The 18,300-nt window shown below is 41.1% G+C and carries 18 protein-coding genes and 1 pseudogene; 9 read left to right on the top strand and 10 right to left on the bottom strand.

The window, feature by feature from the left end; genetic code table 11:
* The first annotated feature begins 325 nt into the window (after window positions 1-325).
* The 3 genes from KO473_RS18395 to KO473_RS23545 all read left to right on the top strand — a co-directional run bounded on the left by KO473_RS18395 (window position 326) and on the right by KO473_RS23545 (window position 1,765).
* A complete protein-coding gene (locus KO473_RS18395; RefSeq protein ID WP_065739519.1) occupies window positions 326-904 on the top strand; it encodes a Crp/Fnr family transcriptional regulator in 579 nt (192 codons plus the stop codon).
* A 64-nt stretch (window positions 905-968) separates the two neighbouring features.
* A complete protein-coding gene (locus KO473_RS18390; protein ID WP_065739518.1) occupies window positions 969-1,391 on the top strand; it encodes a GNAT family N-acetyltransferase in 423 nt (140 codons plus the stop codon).
* A 134-nt stretch (window positions 1,392-1,525) separates the two neighbouring features.
* Window positions 1,526-1,765, top strand: coding sequence for a hypothetical protein (locus tag KO473_RS23545; protein ID WP_081305273.1), 240 nt, complete (start codon window positions 1,526-1,528; stop codon window positions 1,763-1,765).
* Between the two features lie 134 nt (window positions 1,766-1,899).
* Here the strand turns inward: KO473_RS23545 and KO473_RS18385 are convergent.
* Window positions 1,900-2,682: pseudogene (locus tag KO473_RS18385) on the bottom strand (tyrosine-type recombinase/integrase).
* A gap of 548 nt (window positions 2,683-3,230) precedes the next feature.
* Between KO473_RS18385 and KO473_RS18380 the strand changes: the two are divergent.
* Together KO473_RS18380 and KO473_RS18375 are read left to right on the top strand one after the other, a co-directional pair.
* On the top strand, window positions 3,231-3,503 hold the full coding sequence (locus KO473_RS18380; protein WP_005821865.1) for a helix-turn-helix domain-containing protein: 273 nt from the start codon (window positions 3,231-3,233) through the stop codon (window positions 3,501-3,503).
* Window positions 3,454-4,338, top strand: a complete 885-nt coding sequence (locus KO473_RS18375) for a type II toxin-antitoxin system HipA family toxin (protein ID WP_005821864.1) — start codon at window positions 3,454-3,456, stop codon at window positions 4,336-4,338. The genes KO473_RS18380 and KO473_RS18375 overlap by 50 nt, the downstream gene beginning before the upstream one ends.
* Window positions 4,339-4,585: 247 nt before the next feature.
* On the opposite strand, the gene KO473_RS18370 is transcribed toward KO473_RS18375, so the two are convergent.
* The 9 genes from KO473_RS18370 to hemW all read right to left on the bottom strand — a co-directional run bounded on the left by KO473_RS18370 (window position 4,586) and on the right by hemW (window position 13,006).
* Complete coding sequence (locus KO473_RS18370) at window positions 4,586-4,939, bottom strand: hypothetical protein (protein ID WP_005808506.1); 354 nt, start codon at window positions 4,937-4,939, stop codon at window positions 4,586-4,588.
* Window positions 4,940-5,204: 265 nt separating this feature from the next.
* Window positions 5,205-5,807 (bottom strand): lysine exporter LysO family protein, encoded by a 603-nt coding sequence (locus tag KO473_RS18365; RefSeq protein ID WP_005781476.1) that lies wholly within the window; start codon window positions 5,805-5,807, stop codon window positions 5,205-5,207.
* Window positions 5,804-6,091 carry a LysO family transporter gene (locus KO473_RS18360; protein ID WP_005808502.1) on the bottom strand — a complete coding sequence of 96 codons (288 nt, stop codon included), beginning with the start codon at window positions 6,089-6,091 and terminating at the stop codon, window positions 5,804-5,806. Before KO473_RS18360 ends, KO473_RS18365 begins: the two co-directional genes overlap by 4 nt.
* Window positions 6,092-6,128: 37 nt before the next feature.
* Window positions 6,129-7,163 carry a DUF4249 domain-containing protein gene (locus tag KO473_RS18355; RefSeq protein ID WP_122130661.1) on the bottom strand — a complete coding sequence of 345 codons (1,035 nt, stop codon included), beginning with the start codon at window positions 7,161-7,163 and terminating at the stop codon, window positions 6,129-6,131.
* Window positions 7,164-7,169: 6 nt separating this feature from the next.
* Window positions 7,170-9,848 carry a TonB-dependent receptor gene (locus tag KO473_RS18350; RefSeq protein WP_122130662.1) on the bottom strand — a complete coding sequence of 893 codons (2,679 nt, stop codon included), beginning with the start codon at window positions 9,846-9,848 and terminating at the stop codon, window positions 7,170-7,172.
* A 2-nt stretch (window positions 9,849-9,850) separates the two neighbouring features.
* Window positions 9,851-10,729: a FecR family protein gene (locus tag KO473_RS18345; protein WP_032536982.1), complete on the bottom strand. Its 879-nt coding sequence runs from the start codon at window positions 10,727-10,729 to the stop codon at window positions 9,851-9,853.
* Window positions 10,730-10,740: 11 nt separating this feature from the next.
* On the bottom strand, window positions 10,741-11,178 hold the full coding sequence (locus KO473_RS18340; protein ID WP_122130663.1) for a hypothetical protein: 438 nt from the start codon (window positions 11,176-11,178) through the stop codon (window positions 10,741-10,743).
* Window positions 11,179-11,302: 124 nt separating this feature from the next.
* On the bottom strand, window positions 11,303-11,860 hold the full coding sequence (locus tag KO473_RS18335) for an RNA polymerase sigma-70 factor (RefSeq protein WP_005821857.1): 558 nt from the start codon (window positions 11,858-11,860) through the stop codon (window positions 11,303-11,305).
* Between the two features lie 12 nt (window positions 11,861-11,872).
* A complete protein-coding gene (gene hemW, locus KO473_RS18330; protein ID WP_122130664.1) occupies window positions 11,873-13,006 on the bottom strand; it encodes a radical SAM family heme chaperone HemW in 1,134 nt (377 codons plus the stop codon).
* A 790-nt stretch (window positions 13,007-13,796) separates the two neighbouring features.
* On the opposite strand from hemW, the gene KO473_RS18325 reads away from it, so the two are divergent.
* From KO473_RS18325 to KO473_RS18310, 4 genes are all read left to right on the top strand, one after another.
* A complete protein-coding gene (locus KO473_RS18325; protein WP_005808483.1) occupies window positions 13,797-14,108 on the top strand; it encodes a hypothetical protein in 312 nt (103 codons plus the stop codon).
* Window positions 14,109-14,114: 6 nt separating this feature from the next.
* Window positions 14,115-15,101, top strand: coding sequence for a hypothetical protein (locus tag KO473_RS18320; protein ID WP_005781464.1), 987 nt, complete (start codon window positions 14,115-14,117; stop codon window positions 15,099-15,101).
* Window positions 15,088-15,582 carry a hypothetical protein gene (locus KO473_RS18315; RefSeq protein ID WP_005781462.1) on the top strand — a complete coding sequence of 165 codons (495 nt, stop codon included), beginning with the start codon at window positions 15,088-15,090 and terminating at the stop codon, window positions 15,580-15,582. The genes KO473_RS18320 and KO473_RS18315 overlap by 14 nt, the downstream gene beginning before the upstream one ends.
* A 272-nt stretch (window positions 15,583-15,854) precedes the next feature.
* A complete protein-coding gene (locus KO473_RS18310; RefSeq protein ID WP_005781460.1) occupies window positions 15,855-18,011 on the top strand; it encodes a translation factor GTPase family protein in 2,157 nt (718 codons plus the stop codon).
* Window positions 18,012-18,300 lie beyond the last annotated feature (289 nt).

The following is an 18,300-nucleotide window of genomic DNA, read 5'->3' as shown; positions in this document are numbered from 1 at the left end:
TGCCTTTGTTTTCAGTGTTCTTTCATTCCTCAAATAACTCCATCACAAAGATTCTATCTTTTTCAGAAGTAACAAAAGTATTCTAAGAAAGATAGCTAAAAGTATGAAATCGAAAACAGAGCAACACATAGATACTTTAGTTTCTTGATAATCAAAAATATAAAAAACGACTATGAAAACTTCTGAAAAATATATTCAGTGAATATTAATTTATATCTTTGTCGCTGAAAATATATCTCACTGAATATGAAAAGTTAAATAAGGAGAACAGAAGTAATAGTGAATATATCAAATGAGTAAGTATATTATGAATTGCATTTAGATTATGCTTTTAGAAAAACTACTTAAAGAATTTAATCTTAGCATCAATACTTTTAATTTAGAGGAATCTAAGTTATTTGACCAATATTTTGAACGGATATTGATTAGTAAAGGTACATTTTTAATTAAGGAAGGAGAAACAGAAAGGTATAGTTATTTCGTTTTTGACGGGATATTACGTTGTTGGCTTTTTAATCATAAAGGAGAAGAACAAGTTTTTTGGTTTTGTAAAGAGGGTACGTTTTCAATGTCAAACATATCTTTTACATTACAAACAAAGTCTGCATTTAATGTGCAAACAATTGTAGATAGTGTTATTTACCGAATAGACAAGAAACAAGTAAATGAACTATATACTGCTATCCCTAAGGTGAAAACTGTATTTGAAGAATTGAATGCTATATTGTTGAATAAACTCTTGAAAAGAAATATCGACTTGATTAAATATTCTCCTGAACAGTATTATCTACGGATGATTGAAGAATATGGCATTACGTTAAACTATATACCACTAAAAGATATAGCTTCTTATTTGGGTATCACACCACAGGCTCTAAGCCGAATCCGCAAACGTATTTTTTAACTTAGGTTCAGTGCTTTGAATGTATGAATCCCGAACTTTGCGGTTTTGAATAGCAATAACAATCATGATTAGAAAAATTAAAATTACAGACTATCCACGTTTGATGGAAATTTGGGAAAGTGCAGTATTGAGTACACACGATTTTCTTAAAGAGGAAGATTTTCTATACTATAAGGAACAACTTCCAGTATATTTTCAGCATGTCACTCTATTCGGATTTGAACAAGAGGGAACCTTAATCGGATTTATGGGAATTGCAGAAGGAAATCTTGAAATGTTATTTGTAGACAATAATTATCGAGGCACAGGAATTGGGAAAAATTTAATTACTTATGCTATAGATAATTTACAAGTAACAAAAGTCGATGTGAACGAGCAGAATATTCAGGCTGTAGGTTTTTATAAATATATAGGCTTTAACATATACAAAAGGTCAAATGTAGACGGAGAAGGTAAAGAATATCCTATTTTACACATGCAGTTGTAGTTTCTGTTCAATTATAAACAGATTCCTTTAATTAAAGATGTAATATTCCATTTGAATGAAATGGTTTACGAAAAATCATTGCAGAGCTTAAATAAGTGCATCTATCGCTTACTTAAACTCTGTTTTAATTTATAATAAAACAATTATTACAACAGAGATTTTTCCGTCTATTGTCGGAATATTCGCAGCGTAAAGTTTCTGCATCCGAATTTGCAGAAGCTATTGAAGAATTGGCTACACATTTAGCTGATTTCAGTTTCAACGAACAGGATTATAGCGTTTTACTTCGTTATTTCTCCTTTGGTTTGCATCGGCTTAAATCGTATCGTGTGTGGTTTGAGCAAGAAAAAAATGCCCTATTTGCATTTAATTGATGAAGCAATAGGATTACTAAATAATGAAATGCGCATTGTCGAATGGCGTATTAAATACCCCGAACAGTTTCAGCAACACTGAGTAAGGGAAATTGGGTAACTGGCAAGGATAACTCCATATAGCAGGCCGTAGGCTACAAAAACGAGGTAAGAAGGTTAGGGTTCTTAGTTCGTTCCTCTTTCTCGAAACTCGCCAGATATGCTTCCGTAGTCCTCAGGTCGGTATGTCCCAAGGATTCCTTATATAAGAGATGTTGGCTCCGCTTCGTTTCAATACGGTAGCGTATGAGTGTCTTGCGGTGCATGTGGTGATATTGCCGATACCCAATTCTTCACCTATCAACTCCATATGCTTGTTGATTCGCTTGACAACATCGCATACAATCGCTTTACGCTCTATGGTTGTCTGATTCCCTTTCATATAGGGAAATATATAATTATCGGGTAATGGCTTGTTTCCCCACTTGCCAATTATTGCCTCTAATTGGGGGAAACAACCGCACGTATCTCTTACTAATGTACTTTGGTAGAACTGCATAGTACCGATTCTTTCTTCGTTTCTCAGTTTCTCGATCTTAGCACGTATGGCACACTGTTCAGGGTGTCACCGGTAGCCTTTCCTAAACGCAAATCGAGCGTATTGAAAGAGAATGTTCCTTTTCTGCTAGAGCTTCAACATTCATACGAACCAAAGAAAAACTGCTTTCAATGGCTTATCTGATTTTCCTGCTTTCAGAAGATTTGCTATCCGGCAGCTTGCTCCACTCTTCTTTCGTCATGCAGATACCAATAGAATAATACTTGGGCCTTCTTTGATAGTAAACCTTGATTTTAACAGGATATTTACCTTCTTTGTTGGCTGTACGTGCATCAAGTACCGTAGAGACCATGATACCGTCTTTTGAATAATTATACATAATTTTAGGATTACCCGCAAGCGGAATTGCTTACGATAGTCTATATATCCTCTTTTGAACGGAAATATAAACGTTTTAAAGCTTTTTGAATATTGGTTTTGAGTAGTTTAGATGTTAATTTCAAATGGGTAAAAAACAGAAAAAACACAATCAAGAAGATAACATATTAAAAATAAAGACTATATAGCTTTCCAAAAACAAAAACTGGGCATAAAATCATTATAAATAGAAATTAGGGAAACTCCTATAATAAATGTTAACAACAAGATCCTATAACATTAATTTCCCAGCCCTAAATATAGCAAACAGGATTTCAAATACTATTTTAAGATTTTATCTTAATGAAACATGAAATAATAAACAATAATATTTCATATATTTGGATAATTACAGCTGTTTTTTATAGAAATGACCGATACACTGACAAAAGAAAAAAGAAGCTATTTAATGTCTACAGAATGATTATTCTTTGATTTTTGATTTGGAGACCGTGAATTTATGATTAACTTTGTAAGTACTCATATTTTAGCAGTAATACCAATAAATATATGATAGATGCTTATATTTTATCGCTTATAAATAAAACACCCGACTCTTTAATGTCGGGTATTGCTCAGCGCGTTAAGCAAAGGCGATTGGAAAAGGGATGGACGCAAAATATGCTTGCAACAAAGGCAGGGGTTTTCTTGGCCTCTTACAGGCGTTTTGAGACATCTGGAGAAATATCTCTGCGTTCATTAGTAATGCTTGCTTTTGCATTGGAGATGACGGATGAATTTGAAAATCTTTTCAGTCGGAGGAAATTTCGGAGTGTTCGATGATAGTTTACCTGACGGTTGGGGGAATCTTTTGCTTGATCGTTATCTACAGGAAAAAGGAATAAATCCATATAAACTCAATGTTTTAGAACGGCTGTCGCTCATTGGTTCTACCGGACGTGGAGCATTGGAATATCGACCAGATAAAAGCATAGTCACAGACGATGAGTTTCTTGATTTTGACCGTTTGTCCAAAGAGGTTGAAAAGATACTTGAAAGCAAGGAGAGTGATGGCTCTGTCGATTTGCTTTATAAATATGGAGGTTCATCCGGTGGGGCTCGACCGAAAGTGTTTGCTAAGATAGATGGTCGTGAGTGGCTCGTGAAGTTTAAAGCAACAAGTGATCCTGTTAATGTGGGAGAAATAGAATATAACTACTCAATACTTGCTAAAGAGTGTGGAATACGAATGGCAGAAACTCGCTTGGTTAATGGTCGCTATTTTGGAGTAGAACGATTTGACCGAACCCCTCAAGGTAAAATTCATACTATAAGTGCTGCCGGATTGCTACACGCTAATTATAGGATACCGAGCCTTGACTACTCTCTACTATTAAAGTTGACACTGAACCTTACTAAGGACATGGAGCAGGTCGCAGAAATGTTTCGTTTGATGGTATTTAATGTCCTTATTTTCAACCGAGATGATCATGCTAAAAACTTCTCGTTTCAATGGATTGATGGAGAATGGAAACTTTCGCCTGCATATGACATTTTGCCAAGTAGCGGATTTAATGGCTATCATACTACAACTATAAATGGTAAAGGAGAACCGAAGCTTGCAGATATTATTACGTTGGCAAATGAAATAGGATTATCTAAACAGTATGTAAATTAGGCAATTGAAGAACTGATAGAAAAATGTACTGCGAAAAAGATGGTAAAATACAAATTAAGATAATTAGCTTGTATTGTTTGCTGTATATGGAGTAGATAGTGTGTTGACTATCGTTCTTCGATCTTGCTGAGTGGAATATAGTGCTAACCCTCTTCGCGGTTGTCGGTGATTGGTATAAAAATAAAAGACCGGTGTCAGTTCATTCGACGACACCGGCCTTTTATCCTTTTATTCATCAATCAAGTTCCTACTTTACTTCGATGCCCTTGTTCTTCAAAGTCATATTCAGTATTGTAGTATACTTCGTGTACTGTGCATCCGTCAACGTTTTTTTCATCAACTTCAGATTTCCGTAGACAGCGTTACGAACCAGGGTGTCTTTATTCTTTTTTGACGTAGTGGCTCTTCCCATCTGCTCGTCAAAGTAGTTACAAATGTTGGCTACTTCTTCTGCCTGTACAGAAGATAAATTCAGGTATTTACCCAATTTATTCACATTGATGTTACCTTCCCATTTTGCAACTGTAGGTTGATTTTCTGCTGCAAATGTGGTGGCAGCAAGGCAGAGTGCTGCTACTAATGTTAATCCTAATCTTTTCATAATACCTACTTTTTTAATTGTTATTCCTGAAAACTAATCTTTGTCCTTATCCTTATCATAAGGACCCTTAATACCTATTAAAAACAATTGTTAAGCTCTTAGCTTTTTCTTTTTACCTATGCAAATATACAAATATGTTGTTCAACATAAAAGGGATAGGGAAGGGAAGTAGGCAATAAGGTGTCATTTCTTGATGTATATCAAGAAAGAAGTGTGAAAAAGATAATCTTATTACGAAAATTGAAACAGTTTTGTAATAAGATGCCTATATGGAACAGAATAGTGTCACCAGAAACGGCACGCTAAAGTCCACAATGAAACCATGAAAGATAGAGACTATGACGAATTCCTGCCCTGAACAACGGGTGATAATGGGAAGAGTCGTATCCATAGTGGTAGCTCCTCCGACAGAAATGGGGGCCAGTTTTCCGAAGAACTTTACCAATAAAGGAGCACAAAGCAAGGCGATGATTTCGCGCATGATATTTGAGAGCAGTGCGATGGTTCCCAGTTCGGCTCCCTTGTATTCGGTGATGAAAATGCTTGAGAGTGAATAATACCCGAATCCGGAACCCACTGCCATGCAATCGGCCGGTGAGCGATGCGATAGAAAGAGACTGACTACGGCACATCCTGCCAGTGTGCCCAGAATGGTCATTACGGGCAGGAAGAGTAAGCGCGGATTCAGTGACCGGAAACTTTTCAATGTTTGCGGATCATTGCCTATGCTGATGCCGACACAAAACATCAGCCCGCATAAAGCATAAAAACTGAGTTTGCTTTGGCTGAAATCATATGGAATCAGATGATAAAGCCCGCACAGGGTGCCGATGATAAAAAAAGAGACGATAATAAGGCTGCCTTTCATGGCTTCACCTCCTTCTTCTGATAGCGTGCATAAAGCAGATACCATAGTCCCCATGCAGCCAGTGTGCTTCCGGCTACGGCTGCTGTGGTGATGATGAAGGCTTCCAGCCCGATGGCGTGCAGTCCTTTCACGATGGCTTCATTGCCTCCTACGTCGATGCCGAGGAGGAAGAGCAACAGCCATATTAATAATGTGATGACTTTATGTATCCATGTGAGCCTTTTGCTCCGTAACAGGTAGCCAAGCAGCATGCCTGTAAGCATGATTCCGATTATTATAAACATATAAATGTGCTTTTAGGGCACAAAGATAGTGGTTTCTTTATAAATCCGGCATCGTTGGGGGAACTGCGTGGTTTTTAACCGTCAGCATGTAGTTGGTTTCTGCGCTGAATCCAACCATTCCGGTACCGCCATTCACATTGCTGGGGAAAGCAATGGGCTCACTTAAGGTATTGTCATAGGCATCTGAGTCGAGCAGGTTCAGTGCTCTCAGATAATAATATTCTTTTTCGGTGATGCTGAGTATGCGGATATAGACATCTGTTTTTATCCATGTATATTCACTTCCCCAGAATCCCCATCCGTAAATATCGTTATAGACAGTCATTGTATAACTTCCGTCCGCGAAACGTGAGTCGTCAAATATGGCATACTTGTTAGTGACACTGCCGAACAGGCCGTTTTCGTCATCTTCTTCCGTACTTGGCTTGCCGTCGGTCAATACCACGTCTTCGTTTGTTTGCAACTTAAAACTTTTCAACATGGCCGATCCCCAGTTAATCTGCTCACCTTGTTGCCAATAGTATTTCCAGTATTTCCGCTGTTCCACAATGATCCGATAGAAATTCTTCTCTCCCGGACGGTCGTTTATTTTGATTTGATAACGGAGATGTCTTCTCGGCGGAGTCCCGTAACCATAGTTACTTGGTATTCTCATGATAGAGACTGTATCTACCTTTTCTATCTTCCCGACAGGTTGGGGTACGGTGACTTCTGCCCATGCATGATATGCACCGTCATCTGTCATGGCGTCTATGCGGACTACATCGCCCGGATGGAAAGTGCTGTTGATATAAAAACGTCCTTTATCGCTGCTGTACGGATCGGGGCGCAGCGTTTCGCTGAGAGAACCGTTAATGCGTACTTCCACAGTGGCTCCGTTGATTTGTCCGATTTGGTTTCTGCCGGTAAAGTTCAGGAACAGTTCGTTGTAAGTGCTATCGGCGTTGATGATGGCGTTCATCACCAGTTTAGGAGGATTCTCCTTCAGATCGAAAGGGAGATCGTGGTTGCAGGCTGTGGCAGATATAATAACCAGCAGGAACAGGAGTATGTCGTGAATGGATCGTTTCATAAATACTTAGAATTTATATGTATAACTGAATGAAGGAATACAAGGCAACAAGGTGAATTTCCGGATGACCGGTATGCGGTTGCCTTGTGCTTGTTCGCCTTGAGTATATTCAGTCTTTTTGTAGGTGCGGTATACCAAGGTAGGGTTCATGGCATTGTATACATTATATATACTGACGTTCCAGATACGCATGCCATGCCGTGTTTTCTTGCTGAAATTAACACCTACATTGAGCCGGTGCGTGGCGGGAAGGCGATAGTTGTTGCGGTGCTTGACATAATCTCCTTCTTGTATCGATGAATTGTTATCGCCCGGACGGATGATAGCCGTCAGTTCAGTGGGGATTGTGGTTGTACCTCCGGTGGTAAATATCCAAGAGGCACTTACGTCGATTCGTTCGTTGAACCGGTGGTTGAGGGTCAGGTCTATATTGTGCCTCCGGTCATATTTATATGGAAAGCGTGCCCCATTGTTTATCCCTCCTTTGGCAAACTTACGGTCACTCTTGGCCAATGTATATGCCAGCCATCCGGTTGTCTTCCCGATGGTTCTCTGTGCCATGAATTCTATACCCATGGAGCGTCCGCGTCCCATCTCCACTTTGTCTTCCCATCCGGTGGAAGAGCCGAGGAAACTGACTCCGTCTTTGTATTCAAGCACATTTTTCATCCCCTTATAGTAGCTTTCTACCGAGAACTCCCATCCGTCGATTCCTGTGTAATAGCCACCCAACGATACCTGATGCGCCTGCATCGGTTTGATTTTATTGGTTACCGGCACCCACAGGTCGGTGGGCATGGCGAACGGCATGGATGAAATCAAGTGTACATACTGGCTCATTTTGGTGTAAGAAGCTTTGATTACGATGTCCTTGTTGAGCTGATAGCGTGCGGAGATGCGGGGTTGTATGGAGAAATAGTTCTTCTTTTGCACTTGGAAAGTCGAGAAGTGCAGGCCCAGATTCATACGCAGGCGACTGCTTAGATTGAAGTTATCTTCAAGGTAGGCAGATGCTTCGTGGGCAAGGATTTCGCTGTTAGAGGCGGTATAATACGTCGTATCCCGCTCGATGGTTTCTCCGGTCTTGTCGAATATCTTTGAGGTGGATACTTCCGGACGGAAACTATGGTGCAGGTATTGCATTCCGAACTTGACATGGTGTGCGGGGATAGGATTATAGTCAAAATCTATCTGAGCACTCCAGTCCCGGATTCCCGATTTATAGTCGGCTTTATAGCGGTTCCAGGTTATTTGGTTGTTTGTATGTATCTCGTTCTTGGTGAACGTGCTGACGTCAAACTTATAGTTATTGAAAGCGACTGTGGTATTGCTGAACAGCTTGTTGTTAAAGATGTAATTCCAGCGTCCCGAAACGATGGTGTTGCCCCAGTTCATTTTTCCGCCGTCCTTGTACTTGTCTTCGTCACCGTAGTAAGTGTCGTCATACTTTGTCATGAAATGGTCTTTGCCATTGTATGCACTGAGGAAGAGGCGGCTCCGGTCGGAGAATTTATGGTTGATTTTGGCATTAATGTCATAAAAGTAATAACTGTACTTTTCCTCTTTCGGCATGAAGGGTTTGGCCAACAGGTCGATGTAGGAGCGGCGGGCAGAAATGTTGAAAGAAGTCCGGTCCTTGATGATCGGCCCTTCGAAATTGAGTTTGCTGGTCAGGAGTCCTATACTGACTACGCCATGATAGTTCTTCATGTCGCCATCATTGGTGCGTACGTCAATTACGGAGGAGAGGCGTCCGCCGAAGCGGGCGGGGAAAGAACTTTTGAAGAGGGTTACTTTCTTTACGGCTTCGGGAGTGAAGACAGAGAAGAATCCTAATAAATGGTCTACGTTGTACACCGGTACACCGTCCAGCAAGATCAGGTTTTGGTCGGGGCCGCCGCCACGTACATACAATCCGGCAGATCCTTCCATCCCGGCCTGTACGCCCGGCATCAACTGGATGGCTTTCATTACATCTGCTTCTCCCAATATGCTGGGAGTGTTTTTTATTTGTGTCATCGGTATCTCGCTGGCCCCCATTTGAGTGGCCATGATCCCCGATTCGGCCTTGTCCGATACGATGACCACTTCTTGCAGCATGTTATTGTCTTCCATCCGGATGTTCAGCAGGGTGTCACGGGTCAGGGTCAGTGCGTGTTGCTGGCTGGTGTAACCCAAATAGGAGAAGCTCAACTGAGCTTCTCCTTCCGGCAGCGTAATGCTGTAGAAACCGTAAGGATTGGTGGTGGTTCCTTGATGATGACGACTCTCAAGAATATTGGCACCAATCAGCGTTTCGGCAGACGCCCCGTCGGTTACGTATCCACTGATAGTAAACCTGCGGCTTACGGGTTTGGGGGGGATTTTTTGTAACAGGATGTGTTTCCCTGTTATTTTATAGCTTATCGGTTCGTTGGCAAACAACTGGTTCAGAACTTCTCCGAGAGGTTTCTTCTGTACGTTGAGGCTGACTTTATGGTCGAGTTTCACTTCTTCACCGTAGATAAAAGAGAAACCGGTGGCTTGTTCTATATGCCGGATAATCTCTGAGAGGCTGGTGTTTTGCAGCTTGAGGGTGATCCTGGGCTCCGGTGTCTGCGCGTTGATAGTTGAAAAGAATATGGAAACCACACACATCAGAATGTAACTTCTGATGTGGTGGAAATCCGGATTGGATTTTCTCATGTTTAGTTAAGTTTAGTAGTAATCGTTATTTCTTCATTGTTGTGTGAATAGTTGAATTTACCGACTGTATGCAGCAGATCGAGAATCTGGTCGAGTCCTTCTCCGTCGGAGAATCGTGCCGTGATCCGGTAGTTCTGCAATGCTTTGTCTGCTATGGAGATGTTTACACCAAACGTGTTGGACAACTGTCGGGCGATCTCCTGCAGGGGGAGGTTGTTGAAGACTAATTCGCCATTCCGCCAAGCTATCTCTTCGGCAGCGCGATCTGAAACTTCAAGGGTCATGCTCTTTTTCACCTTATTATATATAGCACTTTCGTTTGGCTTCAGAACCATGCGCACAGAATTGGCTTTATTGCTCACCACCACGGAACCTTCGAGTAGGGTGGTTTTCACTTCCGGATCGTCCGGATAGGACTCTACGTTGAAGTGAGTTCCCAGTACCTCTACATTGACCGACTCTGTCTGTACGATGAAAGAGTGTTCCCGATTCTTCGTCACTTCGAAATAGGCTTCTCCTTTCAAGTCTACTTCCCTGTGTTTCCCTTTGAATTTCTCGGGATAGGTGAGAGAGGAGAAATGGTTCAGCGTCACTTCCGTTCCATCGGGTAACTTTATAGTCCGTGTGTCGGCCAGTGTAGAAACGGTTTGCAACGCGGCAGGTTTCAGATAGCAATAAGTGCTCCATCCGATGTAGCAGAACAAAGCGATGGCGGCTACTGCCGAGAAAATACGTATAGAGAAAAGCCGGTGTGCCGGACGTGGCAATCGCTTCTCTAATATCTGATAGCTTGCCGCTGCCGAGAATCTTCCTCTGGGCGAGCGGGTGGAGGCTATGAGTTTCTCCAATAATCGGTTAAGTTCCTGGTCGGTATACTTCATTTTTTATTTCGTTATTTTTTCACCAGCCGGATAGACATTTGGGTCGTTTCCGACTTGCCGTTCTGAGGCCGGCAGACAAGCTGAATGTATTCATTCGTTCCCACTTTCTGGGGATAGACCATAATAGTGGCTTTGGCCGATTTACTGCCTCCCTTGATGGTGACTTTATTATCTTTAATCTTAAAAAACTGTGCCGAAGGGCTTCCGGGCTTCGTCGGACGTGAGGGTGATTCGATGAAGACAATCCGGTCTTCTTTCGTTTTATCAACCGCAATGATCTTTACTTGGAATTCGGCTTCCGCAGTATTCTTTTGGTAAGAGAAGTCCTGCGCTTTCTTTTCGAATCCCAGATATTCCTTGGGATAGGAGTTGTTGCCGTTTTCGCATGCAGTGAAACACAGTGCCATCGTAAGCAATGCAAAGGTTGTAGGTCTTAATAACTTCTTCATAAGCTAAGTCTTTGTGTTTTGATTAAAATGAATTTCACTGATAAAGACAGAGCGTTCGAAGGATCTCCCTATCGGGGATGTGCAAATAAAAGTTAAACCTTGTCCATCGTTTCCGGTCGGTGGTTCATTGTTTATCGTTCATCGTCAATATCGCTTCTTTCAGTCGGATTGTTGCTTTCTGGAGTTGGGCGTCTACGGTCTTTGTGCTGATGCCCAATTCTTCGGCCACCTGTGCATAGCTTTGTTTTTCTTCGCGGATGCGGATGAACACTTCTCTGCAACGTTCGGGCAGGCGGTCGAGCGCCTTCACATAGATGGCGAACAGCTCTTCACTGATCATTGATTCCTCGGGCGAATCGCTTTGTGCTTCCGGTTCCGGCAATACTTCGGTGGATACGGTTGTGCGCCTGTTCTCTTTTTCCAGATAGTTGAGTGAGGCGTTTTTCACCAGTATGAAGCAATAGTCCTCAATGCTTTTGACTTCGGGCAACGAACTGCGTTGTTCCCAGAGTTTCAAGAATACATCAAGTACGATCTCCTGCGACCATTCTTCCCGCTTTACGTAATAGTAGGCAATGCGGTAAAGCCGGTCGTACGTCATATCGTAGAAGGATCGGAACGCCGTTTGCGAGTCCAGCTCCTTCATTCGTCTTAATAGTTTTCGAACCTCTGATTCGGTCATGACTTTATAATTTTAGTTGTCCACCCGGAGAAGATCGCTCATGATGCTGTCGGAAATAAAAATTCCTTCTCGGGTAAGGCGCAGAGCACCTTCGTGTATTTCTAATTTGCCGTTTTCTAAAGAAGGACGTGCCATCTTGAGGCAGTATTGTTCCAGTTCGGTTCCATAATCGTTGCGGAGGCGTTCGAGTGAAATTCCCCATTGAGTGCGGACGGAGGTAATGACAAATTCATTGTACCGGGTAGTTAAATCCCGTTCTTCCCGTTCAAAGTCCCGTTTGCCACTTTCGATGCCTGCTATGTATTTCTCTATCGACGAACAGTTCCATTCGCGTGTTGCTCCGTCGAAAGAGTGTGCCGACGGACCACAACCGAGGTAACTGGCCCCTTGCCAGTACGAAGTGTTATGGCGTGAATACATTCCCGGCTTGCAAAAGTTGGATATTTCGTAGTGCTCATATCCTGCTTCCTGCAGCCGGTCCATCAATAAGGTGAAGAACCGGACACTGCTGTCCTCGTCCACTTCTTCAACCTGGTGTTTTTGCAACATTCTATAAATAGGAGTACCTTCTTCATAAATCAGGTGGTAGGCCGAAACATGCTCCACATTGAGGGCAACGGCCTGTTGCAGGTCCTTTTCCCAACGCTCTGCTGTCTCACCGGGAAGTCCGTAAATCAAGTCGATGCTGATGTTGCGGAACCCGTAGGTACGGCATAATTCTACTGCACGAATGGCTTGAGTGGCATTGTGGCGTCGCTTCAATAACGTAAGCGTGGCATCATCAAAAGTCTGGATACCCATACTGATGCGGTTGAATGGCAAGCGGGAGAGCATTTGCACATATTCCGGACAGAGGTCATCCGGATTGGCTTCAAGCGTTATTTCATGGCAATTTTCCATTCCGTATACACGCCGGACGGTGTCGAACACTTTCCGGAAGTCCTCTTCATCAAGTTGCGAAGGAGTACCTCCACCAAAGTAGAGCGTTTCTATGGGCTCTCCTTTCAGGTAAGTATATCTCATTTCCAGCTCCTTGCAGAGGGCTTCGATGTAGTGTCCTTTCCGTTCGCTTTGCGTGGTGGAGTAAAAATCGCAATAAATACAGCGTGTCTTACAGAAGGGGACATGTATGTATATGCCTGCCATGATAGTCTGAGTTATTTTTGCGTTTTAAATTGCAAAAGTAAGGTTTTCGTTTTAGTAAACAACTTTGCAGGGCATATATTCTTTCTTATTTAACGGGAGGAAAGTTCCTTTTTAACCATTTGACAATCTGATTATCCGATGATCTCAGAATGCTTTCGTTTTGTGCCGCTCTGAAGGTTGGAGAAAAAAACGCCTGCATTTGCCGGTAGGATTTTCCCATGTGTCACAGATCTGTGATATCTGTTCTCCAATAGATAGCTGTGCGGCGGAATCCTGCCCTTTTTCTTCTATTTCCCTCTTCTTTCGGTGATTCTGTTATATATGGTTTGACTGGCTTTACAGAACAACCGGAGGAGAAAGAGGCATCCATACGGCCTTTTTGTTATAACAATATATGTAATGAGGCAAAACATGAGGAGATTTTCGGAAATGAAGTAAGCATTTCCGGAAAGTGCTTACTTCTTTGGGTCCGAATACTTACTTCTTTTTCCGGAAATACACCGTCTGTTACTGAATCCTATTTCATTCAGTTTGGCAGAAGGTAGTGTAAGCAGATGTGAGGTGGATAATGCTTTTTAATAGATAATAAAGGAAAAGACTTTCATTCTGACAAACGGTTTATTCTCTTCCCGTTTGTATCAACATGTTACATAACATTGTTTAGTAACACTGTCAGTTTTATTGCTTTTCATTTGATTAATGCCTAATTTGCGCCTCAGTAAAAAAAGGGTATGCGAAAAACACATACTGAATCATTCATACTGAATCATTCATTTAAATCTTATATATCATGAAAAAGACCTTAAGAATTTGTTTAGGAGTGACTTTCTTTTTATTTGTTTCTGTTAATGTCTGTTTGTCTGCGTTGAAAAACAAAGATAAAAAAGCGAATATGAAGATGCTTACTTTAGAGTGTCTTGCAATGGGAGAAGGTACTGATACCGGAGAAGGAGGAGGAGGCAACTATTCATGTACAGTAACTGTAGAATGTGGATTTCCTCTATCTGGTTCAGTATCTTGTAGTGGTAAAAAATGTAGTAGAGGACTTGATTGGTTAAATGGTGCCTATGTTGAATGTGATGGAAATAAGACTTATTGCTAAAGGGTAATGAATAGAATATTGATTCTTATTATCGCAATTTTATGTTTTTCTTCTTGTAACAACAAGGAGAAAAATCGTAACTTAATGTATTGTCAGTCGGAAATTAAGATAGAAGAATATCCTGATTCTAGTTTCTTCTCCAACATTACGTGTATGACTTATTATAAGAATAAGATATATGTTTTGGATAAAAAACGGGGAGACATTGTGGCGTTAAGTGATAACTTAAAAGAGATGGAATATGTTAGCAAACATGGTGAAGCCCCTTATGAAACAACATGGCCATTTACCTTTAATGTACTGAATGACACGGTATATGTTGTTGATTTTGGAACAAAGTCAATGAAAAAATTTCATGGAGGAGTTTTCTATGGTGATTTTTCACTTTCAAATGCAAATGAAAACAGATTTAGTCTCAATGATTCTTTAATCTTTTTATCTGCGAATACGGATTCGACAAGTTTTCTAATGATTGATAAATATCACCCAAACAAACAAATCCCAATGGGAAAGGTTGTACGAGAAAAAACTCCTTTTAAAACCATTATATCTAACAAGAAACATATTCTTTATGATCAAGGCAAAGGGATATTTTCGATTTCAAATTGCTACCCTTATATAGAGCAATATAATATTCATGGAGAATATATTAAAACATTTGATATCTCTTCAATTCCTATAATAAAAGAAGCAACAGAAATTGCTAAAAAGAATTCTAATAAAGAGAAATCTGTCTATATATACATACGTGATGCTTATCTTGCAAATGACCATATATATATACTGTGTTCATCACGGAGCTCATCAGGCGATTATCGTGTAAATACTATTTTGAAATTATCAATCAATGACGAAATGAAGCATATCTCTACCTACATTCTTCCACATGATATATATTCTTCTTTTTGTGTTTCAGACACATATCTATTTGCTTCACAAGAAGTGGCAGGAGTAACCATTGAAAAAATAAAAATAGGTGATGCGAAAAAATAAATTCTTTACCTTATTTATATTGCTTTGCATTATATGGGGATGTAGCAATAATCAAAAAAAAGAAAATGATGTTACTAAAACTCCCCAAAAGGATGTTTATAACTTAATAGGGAAAAGGGTAACCTCCATTGATTCTATTGTGTCAAATAAGACTTGTAGAGTTATTTTTCTATTTAACTATTATGATTGTGGGAGTTGTATAGATTTAGGATTCTCTATTACAAAAAAAATAGATTCTCTTTATAGAAATAATAAAGTAGCTATTATTTCAACTATGGGAAGCCCTTCATCTTTCCAGAAACGTAATAAATATTATGAGTATATATATCTTGACTCAAAAGATCTGATAAGAAAAGAATTGAAATATGTTCCAACACCTATAATGCTTTTATTGGATTCTTCAAACTGTATAAAAGACTATATATTCCCTAATACATCAGATGATAGAGAAGTTGTTCCATTTATAGAATCTGTTTTATAAGGAAGCATAAGCCAAGAGGTATATTATATTGGTGTTACCAAGTTCGATAATACGGAAAGTTGTTATCCTAATTCAACTTCGTTTAGAGAGTGCCAAGAGTTTGTGACACTGTGATATCTGCTTAATAAACAGATCCTGTATGTTACATAACATTGTTTAGTAACACTGTCAGTTTTATTGCTTTTCATTTGATTAATGCCTAATTTGCGCCTCAGTAAAAAAAGGGTATGCGAAAAACACATACTGAATCATTCATTTAAATCTTATATATCATGAAAGTATATCAGACTAACGAAATTAAGAACATTGCCCTTCTTGGCAATGACGGCTCAGGAAAAACCACTCTCACAGAAGCGTTGCTCTATGAGAGTGGTATTATAAAACGTCGCGGCAGGATTACTGCCAAGAATACCGTAAGCGATTACTTTCCGGTGGAACAGGAATATGGATATTCCGTCTTTTCAACTATTTTTCATGTGGAATGGAATGGAAAGAAGCTGAACATCATAGACTGTCCGGGCAGCGATGACTTTGTAGGCGCTGCCATGACGGCACTCAACGTAACCGATACAGCTATTTTGCTGCTGAACGGACAATATGGACCGGAAGTGGGAACACAAAATCATTTCCGCTATACCGAAAAACTGGGTAAACCGGTAATCTTCCTGGTGAATCAACTCGATAACGAGAAGTGCGATTATGATATGGTGCTTGAACAACTGAAGTCCATTTACGGACCGAAAGTGGTTCCCGTCCAGTATCCTTTGGCTACAGGCCCGAATTTCAACTCACTGATCGACGTGCTGCTGATGAAGAAATACTCTTGGGGACCCGAAGGTGGAGCACCCACTATTGAAGAGATCCCGGCCGAAGAGATGGACAAGGCTATGGAAATGCACAAAGCCCTGGTAGAAGCCGCTGCTGAGAATGATGAAGGCTTGATGGAAAAATTCTTCGAACAGGATTCACTGACAGAAGACGAAATGCGTGAAGGTATCCGCAAAGGATTGGCTGCACGTGGCATGTTCCCCGTATTCTGTGTATGTGCAGGCAAAGATATGGGTGTACGTCGTCTGATGGAGTTTCTGGGTAATGTAGTGCCCGGTGTATCCGAAATGCCGAAAGTGCACAATACCCGTGGTGAAGTGGTGGAACCCGATCCCGATGGGCCTACTTCACTCTATTTCTTCAAAACAGGTGTGGAGCCGCATATTGGCGACGTTCAATACTTCAAGGTGATGAGCGGAAAAGTGCATGAAGGAGATGACTTTACAAATGCCGACCGCGGTTCGAAAGAACGTGTGGCACAGATTTATGCTTGTGCCGGTGCCAACCGTATCAAAGTAGAAGAGATGGTGGCCGGTGATATCGGCTGTACCGTGAAGCTGAAAGATGTTCATACCGGAAACACGCTAAATGGTAAAGGTGCCGAAAACCGGTTTAATTTTATTAAATATCCGAATTCTAAATATTCACGCGCCATCAAACCGGTGAACGAAGCCGATACAGAGAAGATGATGGTTATCTTGAACCGTATGCGCGAGGAAGATCCGACTTGGGTCATCGAACAATCGAAAGAATTGAAACAGACCATCGTACATGGTCAGGGTGAATTCCACCTCCGTACTTTAAAGTGGCGTCTGGAGAATAATGAAAAACTTCAGGTGAAATTCGAGGAACCGAAGATTCCTTATCGTGAGACCATCACTAAGGCGGCCCGTGCCGACTATCGTCATAAAAAACAATCGGGTGGTGCCGGACAGTTTGGTGAAGTGCACTTGATCGTAGAACCATATTATGAAGGAATGCCGGTGCCCGATACGTATAAGTTCGGTGGACAGGAATTTAAGATTAATGTGAAAGGTACCGAAGAAGTTCCATTGGAATGGGGCGGAAAATTGGTATTTGTTAACAGTATTGTCGGTGGTTCTATCGATGCCCGCTTCCTGCCTGCTATCCTTAAAGGTATCATGTCCCGTATGGAGCAGGGACCTCTCACCGGTTCGTACGCCCGCGATGTACGTGTCATCGTATATGACGGAAAGATGCACCCGGTAGATTCTAATGAAATCTCGTTCATGCTGGCCGGACGCAATGCTTTCAGCGAAGCATTTAAGAATGCGGGACCGAAGATTCTCGAACCTATTTATGATGTAGAAGTCTTTGTGCCTTCCGATAAGATGGGTGATGTGATGGGAGATCTTCAGGGACGTCGTGCCATGATCATGGGCATGAGCAGCGAAAACGGTTATGAAAAGCTGGTCGCTAAAGTGCCTTTAAAAGAGATGGCTTCTTATTCGACAGCGCTCAGCTCGCTTACCGGAGGTCGTGCTTCGTTCATTATGAAATTTGCAAGTTACGAACTTGTTCCGAGTGATGTGCAGGATAAATTAATAAAAGACTTCGAATCCAAGCAAACAGAAGAATAATGTGGTTACAGCCTGCCGGACTGCGGGCTGCAAATGGCTGAACTGCTGAGTTATAAAGCTACGAGGAGTGTACAATGTATGTGCAACTGCTCGTAGCTTTATTCTTTTAAGGCATTCTGCTTGTGGTTGTAGCTGCCGTTACATGCCATTGACAGTTCGTCGGTCGCCTCTTGAAACCTGCTTACTCATTAACAATGATTAAAGAAAGTAGATTTTCTGAAGAGAAATCTTTAATTTTTTATTAAATTTGCAAACCAAAGGCATGTACGTTTTGTTATAGTGGTCAGAA

The organism is Bacteroides sp. HF-4919, from assembly GCF_018860125.1.
This window is presented reverse-complemented; position numbering and strand designations above follow the sequence as displayed.

Excerpts from the sequence above, each read along its gene's own strand:
- KO473_RS18365 (WP_005781476.1), bottom strand. The coding sequence starts at position 5,807 with ATGAAAGGCAGCCTTATTATCGTCTCTTTTTTTATCATCGGCACCCTG.
- KO473_RS18370 (WP_005808506.1), bottom strand. The coding sequence starts at position 4,939 with ATGAAAAGATTAGGATTAACATTAGTAGCAGCACTCTGCCTTGCTGCC.
- KO473_RS18395 (WP_065739519.1), top strand. The coding sequence starts at position 326 with ATGCTTTTAGAAAAACTACTTAAAGAATTTAATCTTAGCATCAATACT.
- KO473_RS18375 (WP_005821864.1), top strand. The coding sequence starts at position 3,454 with ATGAATTTGAAAATCTTTTCAGTCGGAGGAAATTTCGGAGTGTTCGAT.
- KO473_RS18310 (WP_005781460.1), top strand. The coding sequence starts at position 15,855 with ATGAAAGTATATCAGACTAACGAAATTAAGAACATTGCCCTTCTTGGC.
- KO473_RS18390 (WP_065739518.1), top strand. The coding sequence starts at position 969 with ATGATTAGAAAAATTAAAATTACAGACTATCCACGTTTGATGGAAATT.
- KO473_RS18335 (WP_005821857.1), bottom strand. The coding sequence starts at position 11,860 with ATGACCGAATCAGAGGTTCGAAAACTATTAAGACGAATGAAGGAGCTG.
- KO473_RS18345 (WP_032536982.1), bottom strand. The coding sequence starts at position 10,729 with ATGAAGTATACCGACCAGGAACTTAACCGATTATTGGAGAAACTCATA.
- KO473_RS18380 (WP_005821865.1), top strand. The coding sequence starts at position 3,231 with ATGATAGATGCTTATATTTTATCGCTTATAAATAAAACACCCGACTCT.
- KO473_RS18350 (WP_122130662.1), bottom strand. The coding sequence starts at position 9,848 with ATGAGAAAATCCAATCCGGATTTCCACCACATCAGAAGTTACATTCTG.
- hemW (WP_122130664.1), bottom strand. The coding sequence starts at position 13,006 with ATGGCAGGCATATACATACATGTCCCCTTCTGTAAGACACGCTGTATT.
- KO473_RS18355 (WP_122130661.1), bottom strand. The coding sequence starts at position 7,163 with ATGAAACGATCCATTCACGACATACTCCTGTTCCTGCTGGTTATTATA.
- KO473_RS18320 (WP_005781464.1), top strand. The coding sequence starts at position 14,115 with ATGAATAGAATATTGATTCTTATTATCGCAATTTTATGTTTTTCTTCT.
- KO473_RS18325 (WP_005808483.1), top strand. The coding sequence starts at position 13,797 with ATGAAAAAGACCTTAAGAATTTGTTTAGGAGTGACTTTCTTTTTATTT.
- KO473_RS18340 (WP_122130663.1), bottom strand. The coding sequence starts at position 11,178 with ATGAAGAAGTTATTAAGACCTACAACCTTTGCATTGCTTACGATGGCA.
- KO473_RS18315 (WP_005781462.1), top strand. The coding sequence starts at position 15,088 with ATGCGAAAAAATAAATTCTTTACCTTATTTATATTGCTTTGCATTATA.
- KO473_RS18360 (WP_005808502.1), bottom strand. The coding sequence starts at position 6,091 with ATGTTTATAATAATCGGAATCATGCTTACAGGCATGCTGCTTGGCTAC.